This window comes from Sphingomonas dokdonensis, from assembly GCF_002197685.1.
Lineage (GTDB): Bacteria > Pseudomonadota > Alphaproteobacteria > Sphingomonadales > Sphingomonadaceae > Sphingomonas > Sphingomonas dokdonensis.
Genome location: NZ_NBBI01000004.1, coordinates 242637 through 258153 on the forward strand (window position 1 = coordinate 242637; position 15517 = coordinate 258153).

15 protein-coding genes are annotated in these 15517 nt (G+C 64.8%); 4 read left to right on the forward strand and 11 right to left on the reverse strand.

Going from position 1 to position 15517, the window contains the following annotated elements; all coding sequences use genetic code 11:
• Nucleotides 1–4: 4 nt before the first annotated feature.
• Together SPDO_RS11945 and SPDO_RS11950 are read right to left on the reverse strand one after the other, a co-directional pair.
• The gene (locus SPDO_RS11945) at nt 5–463 is read right to left on the reverse strand and encodes a DoxX family protein (RefSeq protein WP_088367719.1); all 459 of its coding nucleotides are present in this window, start codon (nt 461–463) and stop codon (nt 5–7) included.
• Entirely contained in the window at nt 460–2034 is a 1575-nt protein-coding gene (locus SPDO_RS11950; protein ID WP_088367720.1) for a GMC oxidoreductase, read from the reverse strand. The genes SPDO_RS11945 and SPDO_RS11950 overlap by 4 nt, the downstream gene beginning before the upstream one ends.
• A 94-nt stretch (nt 2035–2128) precedes the next feature.
• On the opposite strand from SPDO_RS11950, the gene SPDO_RS11955 reads away from it, so the two are divergent.
• Nucleotides 2129–3118, forward strand: a complete 990-nt coding sequence (locus SPDO_RS11955; protein WP_088367721.1) for an SDR family oxidoreductase — start codon at nt 2129–2131, stop codon at nt 3116–3118.
• Between the two features lie 28 nt (nt 3119–3146).
• Here SPDO_RS11955 and SPDO_RS11960 read toward each other — a convergent pair whose 3' ends face one another.
• The 8 genes from SPDO_RS11960 to SPDO_RS11995 all read right to left on the reverse strand — a co-directional run bounded on the left by SPDO_RS11960 (nt 3147) and on the right by SPDO_RS11995 (nt 11019).
• Nucleotides 3147–3638 (reverse strand): DUF421 domain-containing protein, encoded by a 492-nt coding sequence (locus SPDO_RS11960; RefSeq protein WP_211280077.1) that lies wholly within the window; start codon nt 3636–3638, stop codon nt 3147–3149.
• Between the two features lie 3 nt (nt 3639–3641).
• A complete protein-coding gene (locus SPDO_RS11965) occupies nt 3642–3944 on the reverse strand; it encodes a cytochrome o ubiquinol oxidase subunit IV (protein ID WP_088367722.1) in 303 nt (100 codons plus the stop codon).
• On the reverse strand, nt 3941–4567 hold the full coding sequence (locus SPDO_RS11970; protein WP_088367723.1) for a cytochrome c oxidase subunit 3: 627 nt from the start codon (nt 4565–4567) through the stop codon (nt 3941–3943). The genes SPDO_RS11965 and SPDO_RS11970 overlap by 4 nt, the downstream gene beginning before the upstream one ends.
• Nucleotides 4564–6654 carry a cbb3-type cytochrome c oxidase subunit I gene (locus tag SPDO_RS11975; protein WP_245829437.1) on the reverse strand — a complete coding sequence of 697 codons (2091 nt, stop codon included), beginning with the start codon at nt 6652–6654 and terminating at the stop codon, nt 4564–4566. The genes SPDO_RS11970 and SPDO_RS11975 overlap by 4 nt, the downstream gene beginning before the upstream one ends.
• A gap of 5 nt (nt 6655–6659) precedes the next feature.
• Nucleotides 6660–7700, reverse strand: coding sequence for a cytochrome ubiquinol oxidase subunit II family protein (locus SPDO_RS11980; RefSeq protein ID WP_245829438.1), 1041 nt, complete (start codon nt 7698–7700; stop codon nt 6660–6662).
• Between the two features lie 319 nt (nt 7701–8019).
• Entirely contained in the window at nt 8020–8874 is an 855-nt protein-coding gene (locus SPDO_RS16725; RefSeq protein WP_143559650.1) for a CpsD/CapB family tyrosine-protein kinase, read from the reverse strand.
• Nucleotides 8871–10190 carry a GumC family protein gene (locus SPDO_RS11990; RefSeq protein ID WP_158212192.1) on the reverse strand — a complete coding sequence of 440 codons (1320 nt, stop codon included), beginning with the start codon at nt 10188–10190 and terminating at the stop codon, nt 8871–8873. Before SPDO_RS11990 ends, SPDO_RS16725 begins: the two co-directional genes overlap by 4 nt.
• A 22-nt stretch (nt 10191–10212) precedes the next feature.
• Nucleotides 10213–11019 (reverse strand): SLBB domain-containing protein, encoded by an 807-nt coding sequence (locus tag SPDO_RS11995; RefSeq protein ID WP_088367727.1) that lies wholly within the window; start codon nt 11017–11019, stop codon nt 10213–10215.
• 331 nt (nt 11020–11350) lie between these two features.
• Here SPDO_RS11995 and SPDO_RS12000 point away from each other — a divergent pair, with 331 nt between their 5' ends.
• Nucleotides 11351–13291, forward strand: a complete 1941-nt coding sequence (locus SPDO_RS12000; RefSeq protein WP_088367728.1) for a right-handed parallel beta-helix repeat-containing protein — start codon at nt 11351–11353, stop codon at nt 13289–13291.
• Between the two features lie 236 nt (nt 13292–13527).
• Nucleotides 13528–14097 (forward strand): CHAP domain-containing protein, encoded by a 570-nt coding sequence (locus SPDO_RS12005; protein ID WP_088367729.1) that lies wholly within the window; start codon nt 13528–13530, stop codon nt 14095–14097.
• A gap of 21 nt (nt 14098–14118) precedes the next feature.
• Here the strand turns inward: SPDO_RS12005 and trmB are convergent, their stop codons facing one another.
• Entirely contained in the window at nt 14119–14799 is a 681-nt protein-coding gene (trmB, locus tag SPDO_RS12010) for a tRNA (guanine(46)-N(7))-methyltransferase TrmB (RefSeq protein ID WP_088367730.1), read from the reverse strand.
• Nucleotides 14800–14864: 65 nt separating this feature from the next.
• Between trmB and SPDO_RS12015 the strand changes: the two genes are divergently transcribed.
• Nucleotides 14865–15515: a phosphatase PAP2 family protein gene (locus tag SPDO_RS12015; protein ID WP_088367731.1), complete on the forward strand. Its 651-nt coding sequence runs from the start codon at nt 14865–14867 to the stop codon at nt 15513–15515.
• Nucleotides 15516–15517 lie beyond the last annotated feature (2 nt).

Sequence of the window (15517 nt, forward strand, 5' to 3'; positions counted from 1 at the left end):
GGCTTTATCTCCCATAAGGATGGCTGGAGGCGAACGGGGCGTCGAGGAACGGCTGGAGCCCCGATCCATCGGTGCCGACGATGAGGAGGAGGAAGCCGGCTCCGAGCGACAGGTTCTTCAGGAAATCCCAGAACAATGTGCGGCCCTTGCCGCCCGGGTCGGCGAAGAAGTCGCCTTGCTTCCAAAATTGCTTGTAGAGCAATGCCGTGACCGCGCAGTAGCCCGCCACGACGAAGGCTGCGGCACGATCGGCCACGCCGATGACAATCGCCGCGCAACAGACGATCTCGACGAACAACCCGACCATCAGCACCGCGATCGCCAGCGAGCGCGGCGAGAACACCTGCTGCGCCTGCTTCACCGCGTGATCGAACGAGAAGATCTTGTCGAACGCACTGAACGGCAGGAACAGCATGACGATGCCGTAGCGCACGACCAGCGCAGCGATGGCGGCGGTCGTCATAGCCGCGCCTCGATGATGCTGGCGACGCGCAGTGCGTTGGCGATAATCGTCAGCGTCGGATTTACCGCGCCGATCGAGGGAAAGAAGCTGGCATCGGTGACGTAGAGATTGTCGACCTCATGCGCACGGCAGTCGAGGTTCAGGACCGATGTCGCCGGATCGGTGCCGAAGCGACAGGTGCCCGCCTGATGCGCGGTGCCAGACAGGGGAATGTCCTTGCCGAGGTAGAGCGATCGCTCGACCAGCATCGCGGGCCAGCCGATATCGGACAGGACCTGTTCCAGCTTCGCCTTCAGCCGGTCGAGCGATCGTTCGTTCGTCTCGACGACGTCCAAATGGACCTGGCCATCCTGGTAGTAGACCCGGTTTTCCGGGATCGGCAGGTCCTCGGTCTGCAGCCAGAAATCCATCGAGTGCCGTGCCATTTCGGCAAACGGCATGTCGGGCAGGTGCTTCATCACGCTGGCCAGCGGCGCTTCGCCCTTGATCTGGTCGGCGTGGCTGGTTGCGCACATCTGAATAAGGCCGAGCGGATGCGGATAGTCCGGATCGCCGCTGTCGAAATAGAAGTCGCTGAGCGCCAGCGTCTTCTGGAACACCGTCTCGTTCACGTGGCGCATCACGGCCATAACGACCGACATCTCGTGCCGCATATAGTTGCGCCCGACCTGGTCGGAGCCGTTGGCAAGTCCGTTCGGGTGCTGCGCATTGGCCGACCGCAGCAGCAACAGCGCGGAGGACAGCGAGCCGCACGCAACGACGACGATGTCCGCGCTGTAGCGTTCCTGGCGACCACCGCGCTCCACCACGACGGTGTCGACCCGCCGCCCGCTATCGTCGGTCTCCAGCCGCTCGACGTAAGCGCCGGTCAGCAGCGTCACGTTCGAGTGGTCGCGCAACATCGGATCGACGCACAGCACCTGCGCATCCGCCTTGCCGTTCAGCAGGCAGGGGAAACCGTCAAAGAAGGAACAGCGCATGCACACGCTGGTGGGCGTTGCGAACCCGTCCTCCTTCTGGTCGAGCAGGATGCCGAGCGGCAGGTGAAAGGGGTTGAGCCCAATACCGGCGAGCTTGTCCGACAGCTCCTGCACCTTGGGCTCGTGTTTCACGGGAACATAGGGATAGGCAGTGGTGCCCGGATCCAGCGGGTCCTCGCCGCGCCGGCCATGGACGTGGAACAGCGCCTCCGCCTCGTCATACCACGGCGCGAAATCGGCGTAGGACATGGGCCAGGCGGGCGACACGCCGCCGGCGTGCGCCACCTCCTCGAAATCGCGTTCTCGCAGGCGGAACAGCGCGGCGCCATAGACCTTGGAATTGCCGCCGACGTTATAGTGCAATTGCGGCGCAAAGGTGCCGCCGTCCTTGTTCACCCATTGCTCGTCGGCCTGGTACCTGCCTTCGACGAACACTGCCTGCGGGCTCCAGTTCGCCTCCTCGCGGGGCAGATAGTCGCCGCGTTCCAGCATCAGGATGCGCTTGCCGGTTGGCGCGAGGCGCTGCGCCAGTGCTGCGCCGCCCGGCCCGCTGCCGATCACGATGAGGTCGTAGTGGGTGTTCTCAGCCATTGATCGCTTTCGCTGGTAGGATGAAGCCAGTCGGCATGGCTGGAACCCCAACGGCGCAGCGCTGTTCCCAACTTGGATCAATCAGGAGTGCAGCATGGGCAAGGTCGTCGTTGTTACCGGCGCGGGCGCCGGCGTGGGTCGCGCCACGGCCGAGAAGTTCGCCAGCGAGGGATATGACGTGGCGCTGCTGTCACGCGATCCCGAGCGGCTGGAGCGTGCCGCCGCCGAATTACGCCGCCATGGCGTGCGCGCATTGCCGATCCCGACCGACGTCGCCGATGCCGCGGCGGTCGAGGCGGCCGCCGACCGGACGGAGCGCGAGCTTGGTCCAATCGACGTGTGGGTCAACGTGGCCATGGCGACGGTGTTCGCCCCCGTTGCCAAGCTGACCCCCGAGGAGGTCGAGCGCGGCACGCGCGTCACCTATCTGGGGCAGGTCCACGGCATGATGAGCGCGTTGAAGCGGATGCGCTCCCGCAGCGGCACGATCGTCAACGTCGGCTCCGCGCTCGCTTATCGCTCGGTCCCGCTCCAGTCGGTCTATTGCGGCGCCAAGGCGGCAATCCGCGGCTTCACCGATTCGCTGCGGTCCGAGATCATCCACGACAAGATCGACGTGCACCTGACGATGGTCGATCTGCCGGCGGTCAACACGCCGCAATTCGACTGGGCACTCAACAAGATGGGCAAGAAGGCGCGTCCGGTTGCGCCGATCTTCGAGCCAGAGGTGCCGGCCCTTGCGATCTATTTCGCGGCCACGCACAAACGGCGCGACGTATGGCTAGGCTTCTCATCGGTGAAGGCGATCCTGGGCAATCGCGTCGCGCCGGGGCTGATCGACCGCTATCTCGCCAAGGCGGGTTATTCGGGGCAGCTGACCGACGAGCCGACGCCGGCCAACGCGCCGTCCAACCTGTTCGAGGCAGTGCCGGGCGATTACGATGCGCACGGCCGCTTCGACGACAGCTCGCGTCGGCGCAGCATCGAATTCTTCACCGATCGCCATCGCACCGGCTTCCTCGCCGCCGCGGCAGTGGCGGTCGGCTATCTGACGCATCGGGCGGCCAAACGGCTGAACGTCTGACCGGCGGCGTCTGGCGCGGGCCGGCGGATCAGCGTTTCAGGACGGTGATCTTGCCGCTCGGCTCCAGCGTGACTTCCCGAGCGTCGGTGACGCTCGTCAGGCCGGACTGGCGCAGCGCCTCGTCCAGGTCGGCTTGCGACACGCTGTGGCGCAGCCGCGCGTCGCGGTGCACGCCCTCGCGGTAGATGGTGATCGCACGGCCCTCCAGCAGCCGCGACATGGCGGGGAAGCGCGCCGCGCAATGCGCCAGCAGCCAGTGGAGCAGCAGGAACAAGGTGGTCGCCGCCAGCGTGCCCAAGAGCGGCGCGCTGCCCGTCAACGCGCGGCTCAGGTTCGATCCGATCACGATGGATACGACGATGTCGAGCGCGGACCATTTGCCGAAGATGCGCCGCCCGACGATCCGCACCGCCAGCAGGCCGTCGAAAAGGATCAGCACCGCGCGGGCGCATTCCTGCGCCACGGACAGGTCCTTGCCCGTGCCGAACATGGCAGCAAAGACGGTGGCGGCGTCTGCCATGGCTTACATCATCCGATCGCGCAGGTTGAACAGGATCACCAGCGTTCCCGACACCATCAGCGTGACGATCAGCGATGCGAACAGCACCAGCAGCAGGTCGTGCCGCGACGATCGGGAAAGGCTGATGTGGAGAAAGCAGCGGAACTGCACGATCACCTGGACGAGCGCGAGCGCAAGGATGATCGCCAACGTGGTTCCCGCGGCGGCAATCGGCCACTTCACCGCGGCAAAGGCCCCGAGCGTCAGCACCAGCGCCAGCGCGTAGCCGACCAGATACGTCAGCGTCTCGCGGCGGCGCTCGCTCATGACACATGCCCCTGCAGGTAGACGACCGTCAGGATCGCGATCCAGATCACGTCCAGGAAATGCCAGAACAGGCTGAGCCGCAGAATGTTGATCTTCACGCGCGTGTCGAAGCCGTAGGCGAGGACCTGCGCCCCCATTACCAGCATCCAGATGCACCCGGCCAGGACGTGCAGACCATGAAGCGGCACCAGCGCGAAGAACGACGACAGGAACGCGCTGCGCGTCGGATAGGCGCCATGCGAGAACATGGTCGAAAAATCGTGCCATTCCATGAAGAGGAACGCGATGCCCAGCGCGAGGGTGACGCCCATCCACGCGAAGACCGGACGTCGCGTGGCATCGTACTTCATGGCCAGCACGCCCATGCCGACCGTCAGGCTGCTGGTGAGCAGCAGCAGGGTTTCGATGAGCGCGCTATCGAGCTTGAACTCGCTCCTGGGCGTCGGTCCGCCAGCGGTGGCGGCGACGGCGGTGCCATAGATCGCGAACAACAGGGCGAAGATCACCGCGTCGCTCATCAGGAACATCCAGAAGCCGAAGATGCCGCTCTCGGCATCGGCGTTCGGGTCCTCCTGCGTACCGCCCAGGTTGATGCCGGCATGGCGTAGCGAGGGCTGGGTCATGCCGGTATCTCCGCCAAGCCGGTGTTGCGCTGGCTCAGCTCGCACGCGCGTGGGGTGGGCCGATCCGCATCGAGCGCCGCGTGCCAGCGGTGCTCGGTCGCGGTCACCTCCGCCGCCGAAATGGTCCGATGGCTGCCGCGTACGAAGCTGCGCGCGATCAGCGCCGAGAGGACCAACTGCATCGACAGTCCGGCCAGCCACCACATGTGCCAGACGAGCCCGAACGAGGCGGCGGTCGCCCCCAATCCGATCACCACGCCGCTGATGCTGTTGCGAGGCATCTCGATCGCGCCATAGGCGACGTGGCGCTGGTAATAGCCGTCCTTGCGCTTGCCGTCGTAGAACGGGTCGCGCCCGTCGACATGCGGGATCACTGCGAAATTATATTCCGGCGGCGGCGCGGAGGTCGACCATTCCAGCCCACGCCCGTCCCATGGGTCACCCGCGAAGACGCGGTTCGCGTCGCGCTCGCGGATGCTGACCACCAGCTGCACGATCAGCGCGGCGAGTGCGGCCAGCAGCACCAGTGCGCCGAACCCCGCAACGTAGAGCCACGGGCGGAAATCGGGCTGGAAGATCTCATGCGTGCGCCGCGCCATGCCGCTCGCGCCCAGCACGTAGAGCGGCATGAACGCGAGATAGAAGCCCGCCACCCAGCAGCCGAAAGCAATGCGGCCCCAGCGCTCGTTCAGACGGAAGCCGAACGCCTTGGGAAACCAATAGGTATAGCCCGCAAGCAGGCCGTAGAGCAGCCCCGGGATCAGCATGTTGTGAAAATGCGCGACCAGGAACAGCGTGTTGTGAAACACATAGTCGAGCGGCGGGATGGCCAGGATGATGCCGGTGAACCCGCCGATGACAAAGGTGATCATAAAGGCGAGCGAATAGAGCATCGGCACGGTGAAGCGTACCTCGCCGCGGAACATGGTCCAGATCCAGTCGTAGATTTTCACCCCCGTCGGCACGCCGATCGTCATGGTGGCGATGCCGAACACGGCATTGATGTTCGCCGACTGCCCCATGGTGAAGAAATGGTGCAGCCAGACAGTGAAGCTTAGCACCGCGATCGCCATGGTCGCCAGCACCAGCGAGACATAGCCGTACAGCTCCTTCGACGAGAAGGTGGAGACGACCTCCGAATAGATGCCGAACGCCGGCAGGATCAGGATGTAGACCTCAGGATGACCGAACAGCCAGAACAGATTGGCATAGTTCATCATGTTCCCACCGAGGTCGTTGGTGAAGAAGTGGAACCCGAGGTAGCGGTCAAGCGCGAGCAGCGCGGTCGCGACGGTCAGCGGCGGCATCGCGAAGATCATCAGGATGCTGGTGCACAGGCTGGTCCAGCAGAACAGCGGCATGCGCATGTACGTCATGCCCGGCGCGCGAAACTTGAAGATCGTGCAGGCGATGTTGATCCCCGACAGGGTCGAGCCGATCGACCCGAGGGTCACCGCCCAGATCCAGTAATCGGGACCGACATCGGGGCTGAACGCTAGGCCGGTATAGGGCGGATAGCCGCTCCAGCCGCCGGTCGAGAACTTGCCGATGACGAGGCTCACCATCATCAGGATGGCGCCGCCTCCGGTCAGCGACAGCGCGACCGAATTGGCCCAGGGAAAGGCCATGTCGCGCGCGCCGATCTGCAGCGGCATGACATAGTTGATGACCCCGGTGAGGAACGGCATCGCCATGAAGAAGATCATGATCGACCCGTGGGTCGAGAACAGCTGCGAAAAGTGATCGGAGGACAGAAACCCCGGATCGCCCACCGCGGCGGCCTGCTGCATCCGCATCAGCACCGCCTCCACCAGCGCTCGCGACAGCATCACCAGCGCGATGACGACATACATGATGCCGATCTTCTTGTGGTCGAGGCTGGTGACCCATTCGAGCAGGCGCCCCCATGCGCGATGCCGCGTCAGCAGGGTTACGGTGACGACGAAGCCGATGATGACCAACGACGCGGCAGCGGCACCGATCATCTCGCTGGCGGTCGGGTTCTCCCACGCGCGCACGAACGGCAGGTCGTGCCAGGTAAAGCGACCGAGAACGCCCGGCCAGATCGGGGAATGGGCAGTCTGCACGGTCTCTAGTTCGCCTTTCGCGTGGCGGGCTGATGCTTGGCGTTGGGATGGGGGTGCGCGGCACCACCCGTCGCGGCCACCACCCGCTCGAAGAAGCCGCGGGGCACGGCGGAGAAGATCTGCGGGCCTGTCGTGTCCTTGCGCGACAATCTGGCCCAGGCCGCGCCATCGAGCATGCGGTCGCCCTTGTGCGCGCGGGCGAGCCACGCGGCATAGGCACCGGGCGCCATGCTGTTGATGGTAAATTTCTGATGTGCAAACTTGTCGCCGTTGAACTGCACGTTCTCGCCCAGGAATTGCCCCGGCCGGTCCGCGGCAAAGTTCAACCGGGTGCGCATGCCCGCCATGGCATAGATCTGTCCGGCAAGCTGCGGCAGCAGCAGCGACTGCATCACCGTGCCGCTAGTCAGGTCCATGTGCACCGGGCGCCCCGTCGGCACCGCCAACTGGTTCACCGTCGCGATCCCCTCGTCAGGGTAGATGAACACCCATTTCCAATCCATGGCGATCGCCTGGACGTGGACGGGCGCACCGCGTCCGGCCAGCCGGGTATAGGGATCGTCCTTGTGCGTGGCAGGCCACAGCATGAAGGCCAGCAGGATCACGATACCGGCCGGCGGTATCCAGATCAGAGCTTCAAGCGGCCATGAGAAGTCCCATTTGGGCCGATACGCATGCGCCGAATTGGTCCGCCGATAGTGCCAAGCGATCAGCGGCACGAGGATCACGACCGGCACCCAGACGAATAGCAGGATACCCGAAACCGTCAGCAGCAAGTCGCGCTCGTGCTGCGCAACGGGTCCTTGCGCGTTCAGAATGCCATGATCGAGCGCACCGCAACCGCTCAGTGCCAGCACAGCCACCACGCCGGCAACCAGTCGAGTGCCCCTCGTCGACATCGTCTGTAAGCGCGACGATAATGCGGCTGAATGTTGTGCGGATGATCGGGCCACGAAGTCTCCCTGCTGATGACCGCAAACTGAAAACGCAGTACGCCAGAACCGCTTACGTCGGCCCGCGGCAATAGCAAAGGGGTCGTCGGCCATGCCGGCTTGCAACGGCTGGCTCTAAGTCGCCGGTGAGAAACGCGCGTGGTAAATACAGGCAGTCACGCTGATCAGTCTCGATCATAGCTCCCCGCCCGGCTGATCCCCGGCCCTTCCGCCGACAGCAGATCCGTGACAACAGAGCTGCCGGATCACCGGCGGCGAGTGGACCGGGCGGGCAATTGCACCATCCGACGCCGACTTCTGCGCCACCTACCAGGTGTCAATCGTAATGATCCGAAAGGGGACCGGTCGCCACAGCGACGGGCGGCCCGGGCGTAGCTTCCGCTCGACAATTCAGCCGGTGTCATGCGCCAGGTCATCCGAATTCGGTGAGGAAACTTCCAACCAGCTTTACACGGTCTGCCGCCAACTCCGCGCCGGATCGCTGCGCGCACCTTAGCGAGGTCACGTCTTTCCTGGCGATCAGGAGTGCGTAACGGACCGAGGCGGCGACTTGGCGCGCACCTGGCCCGGCGCTGACGCAAGGACTATCGATAATCGTAAAGTCGAAAGATCTTACACAGTGGCTGATAACTTCCTTGAACTTCGGGCCGGCAACCAGTTCCTGTGCGTTGAAAGCCGAGTCTCCGGCAAACAGCACGGAGAGTTTTGGCCTTACGTTGCGGCAGATTGCGTCTTCTTGATCATTGCCGGTGTTACTTAGCATCTGCGCCAGTCCGGCAGTGGAGCCATTCGGGAGAATGAAGTGATGCACCTCCGGACGCCCAAGGTTTGCGTCGATCAGCAATGTACTGATCCCCGCCTGAGCGCTCGCAATCGCGAGGTTTGCCGCCACTGTTGTGCAACCCGCCTCACTATCCGGCGCGATCAGTGCCAGTCCACGACGGCCATCACGGAGGTGGCGAGCGGACAAGTGGGTCTGCAGCGAACGATAGCTGGCAGCCGCGGCGCTATCCGGCGCCGACAGACAGACAAGGCGGCGTGAGAAGGTGTAGTCCGTTCGATCAGGTATCACCGCGCCTGTCGGATCTGGCTCGCCCGTCACGCTGCGGTTCTCACCGGCGTGCGCATCGCTTCTGCGAGAGGAGACAGCGCCACTTGAGTCATTCTCGTCACGGTATGGCCGTTCGCCGGCGGTCACCCCCGCCGCGCCTTCGCTTTGCTCAGCATCAACGGCGGTAAGCGTAGAACCGTCTTTCGCGAGCATCATGCGGCGGCCGTCCTGAACGATCTCACGGCGAAAGCGCTGCCGCCACCAGTGCCGTGCTTCGGGTCGCGCACCATGCCGATTACCGGCAAGCCGACTGCCTCCAAATCTTCGGGTCCCCGTACCCGGCGTCGGACCAATTCGAGCACGATTGCCGCAATGGTGCCCGCGATAAGTCCCGCCGCCAGACCAGCCACCATCAACAGCCAGCGCGCCGGGGTTGATGGAGATCGCGGCAAGGCGGCGGCCCCTAATTTGCTGTATCCGGCCTCGGTCGATTGCGCCTGCAGCTCAAAATCGGCCGCGCGCTGCATTGTCTTGGCCACTTGATCGCGCAGCACCGCCACGTCGCCGGCAAGCCGTCGTGCCTCGTCCACGAGACCGCGTTGCGCAAGGACCTTGCGGGTCTGCGCACCAAGCTCACCCTGCGGAGAGACGCCCGCGCCGGATGCGCGGCCGGCCGCCGTTGCGCTCGCCAGTTCGCGCGATACCGCGGCGGCAAGCGCGGCGCGCTGCTGCTGCAGGGCGATGATCTGGGGGTGATTGCGCCCCATGCTCTGTCGCGCCGCCGCGAGTTGCGCATCCACTTGCGCCAGCTGTGTCGATGATGGTGCCACCGCGACCGTGCTCGGCACAGCGGCAGGTGCCGGCGCACTGCTGGCGAGCGCGCGCAGCTTCGATGACTCGGCGTCGACGTTATCGTCCTGGAGAACGATCCCGTTCGCGCGCTCGAAGCTGGCCTTGCGCTGTTCGGCCGATGCCAGCCTGCTTTTCAGCGTATCGACCTGCCTGGCGAACCATTGCGCCTGCTGCGCCGCATCCCGCCGCTTGCTGTCGAGCGCCTCGGCGATGAAGGCGTCGCGCACCGCATCCGCGCCGCGCCGCGCCGTCTCCGGCACGCTTGAACTGTACGAAAGTTCGAGCAGCGGGCTGTTGCGGATCAGGGTCGCGCGCGTGCGCTGCGACACATCCTCCGCCAGCCAGTCGCGCAAGCCGAGGGTGGTGCCGCGCTCCACTGCCCGCTGATGCGCGGCGCGCAGCCTCGGCGAGTCGATCCAGCCGAAATGGTCCACCACGCGGCGCGTAACGCGCGGGTCACGAACAAGCTCGACCTGCGCCGCCATGATCGTTTCGAGTGTGCGCGGCTGTACCGTCTCACCCGTCACCGGATCAGCCTTCAGCATCTCGACCGCGATGCGCGAGCGCGCCTCATAGCGCGACGGCATCCATTTCGAGGATAGCGCCCCCGCTGCGGCACCCAGTAGCGCCAGCGCGGCGATCAGCCACCAGCGGGCGCGCAGCATGCGCAAGATCTGCACGGGAGTCATGTCGCCCCTCCGGTCAAAAAAAGCGCTCGCCGACGACCAGCACGTCGTCCGGCCGCAACTGCTCGTCCAGGTCAGCTTTGAGTTCCTGGCCGTCCCGCACGATCTTCACCCGCTTCGCCGAGCCGACCGGCGTAAGGCCGCCGCCACGCGCCAGCGCCATCTGCACCGTCATGGCCCGCGCCATCGGAAAGGCGCCCGGCGTGTTCACGGCGCCGTAGATGTAGAAGGTCGATGGCGGCGCGACGAACACCTTGTCGCCGGGCTGTACGGTTGGATCCTGACCGACGGGCGCGCCAGCGATCGCGCGCAGCGACACAGTCTGCGACGTGCCGTCGAGACGGGTGAGGACAACGGCATCCGCTGCGGCATTCGCCCCACCGGCCCGCGCCACGATTTCCGACAAACGGTACGCACGGTCCATCGGAACGACGCCCGGCTGATTGACCTGCCCCAACACGGTGACGAAGCGGCTGGCGTAGGTTGCGATCGACACGGCGACAACCGGATCCTCCAGAAAGCCACCGCTGGTCAGCCGCTTGCGAAGATCGTCCCGCAATTGCAGCACCGTTCGCCCCGCCGCCGGTACCGAGCCGACGAACGGCAAGGCTACCGCGCCATCATCCCCGATCTGCACCCGTGCGTTGAAATCGGTTCGCCCGATCGCGGCCGTTTCGATCACATCTCCGACGCCAAGAACATAGGGCGGTCGCTGATCGCGGGCTGCCGCCGAACCATCCGGGGCGACGGATGCTTGCTGTGCCAACGCTGGCGGAGCCGCCGACGCAGATGCCAGGCACAAGAACAACCAAGCTCTGACCATTACGTCCCTCCCAGCGCGACGAAAGCGACCTCCGCAGCCAAAGCTGGAAAGCCCGGCACCGCCGCGAGAAAGTCGCCAGCCGCTTCGTCTCAGATCACTGGCCTAGTTCGTACGCTCTTTCTCGGCTGCCTCAACTGGCGCGCGGGGTGTTTACATCCGCTTCGGATGCACACTTCTGGGGATCGCCAGTCATCTGCGGATCTCGCTAGAGAAAGATCGACATCGTAGATGTCCTTATTCTTTCATTAACCCGCCCGTTAACGCCCCTGCCGCATTCCGCCTCGCGTCTGAAAACCGCGATTTAACGCGTACTTAGAGGCAGGATACAGTTATGGCATCGATTACCGTCTCCACGGCTGCGGAGCTGATGGCGGCTGCTGTTCGCGCGCAGGCTGGCGACACCATCGCGCTTGCCGCGGGCAGGTACGACAGTGTCGCCTTGCGCAATCTGAAGTTCGCGGCGCCGGTGACGATCACGTCCGCAAGCGCCGGTCAGCCCGCAGAGTTGACCGGCTTCAAGGCCATCGGCGTGGAAAACCTTTCGTTCCGCAATGTGGTGTTCGCCGATCAGGACAGCACCACCGCCTATGACTTCGAATTCAAGAACGCGGCCAAGATCAGCTTCGACAATGTGGTGATCCGCGGGCAGGATGGCGAGGCCGGCTACGCGTCCAATTCCTTCATGATCCGCGGCAGCCGGGACGTGTCGATCACCAATTCCGAGATCACGCACCTGCGCTATGGCATCAACATGCTCGACAGCTCGGGCGTGACCGTGAAGGGCAATTACTTCCATGACATGCGCGCCGATGGCTTTCACGGCGGCGGCCTGTCCAACATCCTCGTCGCCGACAACGTGTTCACGGACTTTCACCCTGCGCCCGGAGATCATCCCGACGCCATCCAGTTCTGGACGGCTAACCAGAAGGTCAGCGCCGAGAACATCACCATCGTGGGCAACGTCGTGCATCGCGGCGACGGTGCGGCGATCCAAGGCATCTTCATGGGCGATGAAACGGACACCCTACCCTATAAGAACGTCACCATCGCGCAGAACATCATCGTCGGCGGCATGTTCAACGGCATCCACGTGGAACGCGCCGACGGTCTATCGCTCACCGATAACATCGTCGCCGGCTATACCGATCAGGCATCGTGGATTCGTGTCGCCGACGTGACGCGGATGGCCGGCAATGTCGCACAATTGTTCATGATCGACGGCAAGACGGTGGAGCCGCCGGCCGGCAACACGCTGACCAAGGCGATCTACGATCACGGCAGCAAGTTCGTCGGCGATTGGCTGGCCGACAACCAGGACTGGGTGCGCTTTGCCCATGCCTCGCCGGTGCTGCATGGCGCGGTGGACGAGTTGCAGGCGCTGGCCGATCTGGCGCCACCGCCGGTGCCGGTCTCCACCATCATCGGCACCGACGGCGCCGATCGGCTGGTGGCGGCGCACCTTGGCGACAGCATTCTGATCGGCGGCAAGGGCAACGATCAGTTCACCGGCGGTGACGGGTTCACGCGGATGGAAGGCGGACTTGGCGACGACATCTTCTACGTTCGCTCGAACCGCGACACGGTCGTGGAGGAGCGCGGCGGGGGCAGTGATACGGTATATGCCTCGATCGACTATATGCTGCCCGACAATGTGGAGACACTCCGTCTCACCTCCGCCGGCCTCACCGGCCACGGCAACGCGCTGGACAACCGGCTGGTCGGCACGGCGGGAACGGACATCCTCTATGGCGGCGCCGGCAACGACTCTATTCAGGGCCTCGATGGCGACGACTGGCTTTACGGCGAGGACGGCAAGGACAATCTGAACGGCGGCGCCGGCGACGACTGGCTGTATGGCGGCGGCGGAAACGATACTCTCGTCGGCGGCTCCGGCAACGATCGCATCTGGGGCGGCGCGCAGGCGGACCTCATCGAAGGGGGAATCGGCAACGACCGCATGAGCGGCGGTGCGGGTCCAGACACCTTTCTGTTCCGCGACGAATCGTTCGGCGACCGTGACGTGATCGTCGATTTCGAAAAGGGCGACCGGATCTCGCTGTCGATGATGGACGCCAACCTCACCACGGACGCGAACGAAGCGTTCAGGTTCATCGGCACCAATGCGTTCAGCATGAAGGCGGGCGAGTTGCGTTTCGAACACACGGCAGACGGCATCGTGTGCATGGCCGACATGACCGGCGATGGGGTGGCGAACCTCACGATTTCGCTGCTCGGGGTCGATCACATCAACGCCTCGGCCTTTCTGCTCTGACCGGGGCTTAGGCGGGCGGCGACGGCTGCCCGCCTGCCTTGGCGCCTGCCGAGCACCTTTTCTGTCGGCGGCACGACCATCGGTGAGCAGGTTTGGTGTGAAACCGAGCCGCCTGACCGCGCGCCCTCGTGCGTGGTCATTACGGTTGCGTTTCATGATCTTACCTCGGCGGGTAACCGCCTGTTAACCGCGGTTCGCAACGGAACGCATAATTGTTGGAGATAGGCCGAGACGTGATGAAGCTTCCCACTCTCGCGATTGTGGCAGCGTTTGCTTGCGTGTTCAGCCGCCCGGCCGAAGCGCGTTCGCTGCTCGACTATGTTGGCCAGTGCGTACCGTTCGCAAGGCAAGCCTCCGGTATCGCCATCTATGGCGATGCCTGGACCTGGTGGGATCAGGCAAAGGACCGGTACCAACGCGGCGATCAGCCACGCGTCGGCTCGGTCATCGCCTTTGCCCGCCAGTCGCGCCTGCCGCTCGGCCATGTCGCGGTGGTCAGCCGGACGGTGGAGAAGCGCGTTCTGATGCTCACCCACGCCAATTGGTCACGCTTCAACGGCGAACGTGGTCATGCGGAACAGGACGTGACGGTGTTCGACGTCAGCAAGGATAACGACTGGAGCGAGGTGAAGGTCTGGTTCCGCGATTCGAACGGGCTCGGCAGCACCGTCTACAAGGTTCACGGCTTCATCTATGCGCCCGGTCGCCCGCACGAGAACATCACCGCGCAAAATCCCGATTATGTCGGCGCGCTGATCGATGCCTATGTGCCGGGCGCTGGTGCGGGACAGATCGCCGCTCGCTGACGCGGCGACTCGCCCGCCGCCTCAGAGGCGGGTGTAGCGAAAGTACCAGACCTCATGCCCGTCGCGCCGCGCCTTGGCCTCGTAGCGGGTCTCGGGCCAATCCGCCGGGCGCTGCAGAAAGTCGCGCGGCTCCTTGGCCTGCCACTCGAAATCCTGCCGCTGCGCCATGACCATCATCGACCAGCGACAATAAGTGGGATCGTCCGTTCCCAGCCGGAATTCGGCACCGGGCTTCAGCTTGCTTGCGATCAGGTCCAGCGGGCCGTGGTTCATCATCCGCCGCTTCGCATGACGCGCCTTGGGCCAGGGGTCGGGATGCAGCAGATAGGCGGCGTCGAGCGACGCGTCGGGTAGCCGCTCCACCACGGCCAGCGCGTCACCCATGTAAAGCCGGACGTTGTCGAGCGCGCCATCACGGATATGGCCAAGCGCGCCAACCACACCGTTCAGAAACGGCTCGCAGCCGATGAAGCCGGTCTCCGGCATCGCCGTCGCTTGCCCGGCCAGATGCTCACCCGCGCCGAAGCCGATTTCCAGCCGCAACGGCATGTCCCGTCCGAACAGGCGGGCAGCATCGACGGTGCCGTCTTCGGGCACTGCCACCTTGGGCAGCAGTTCATCGACAAGCGCAGCCTGTCCCTTGCGCAGCTTGTGGCCCTGGGCACGGCCATACAGCCGGCGGATCGTCGCTGGGTCGTTCATCGCGAGGGGCGATAGCGATACTCTTGGTGGGAGCAAAGCTGCACCAGCATCGTTGGACGCTGCCTATGGGCAAGAAGAAGCAAAAGGCGGCGCGGCTGGCCGAGGCCGAGCATGATCTCGTGGGATCCGTCGCCAAAAACGCCCATGAGACGCCAGTCGCGCTCGTCGGCGGAGCAAGCGAGATTGCCGACCAGCCGCCGCTGGTCGCCCTGTCGCTGGCGACGATCGCGGCCGGCGCGGTGCTCCGTCATCGCACGATCGCTCGCACAGGCGCACGCATGCTCGTCGCCCATGCGATCGCGACGGGCGCGAAATCGGTGTTCAAGCACATGGTCGATCGCGCGCGGCCAAGCCGGGCGTTGCAGGATGGCAAGGCCAGAGTCGGTTCGGGCCGTGGGTCCGAGGATACCGACTTCAATTCCTTCCCATCCGGCCACACCGCCGGCGCGGTCAGCGTGGCGCAGGCGGTGGCGCACACCGTACCCGCCCTCGCCCTTCCCGCCCGATCGGCCGCCTTTGCCATCGCCGCGGTCCAGCTACCACGCGGCGCGCATTATCCGAGCGATGTGACTGTCGGCGCCATGCTCGGCTGGGCCGCCGACCGGATCGCCGGTGTGGTCGTCGATGCCGCCGAGCAGGCCGCTGATCGCGTCGTGGCGCTGGCGCGCGGAGCGCCGACGCCCTCAACGAAGCAGCCGGCACCTCACAAGAGCTGAAC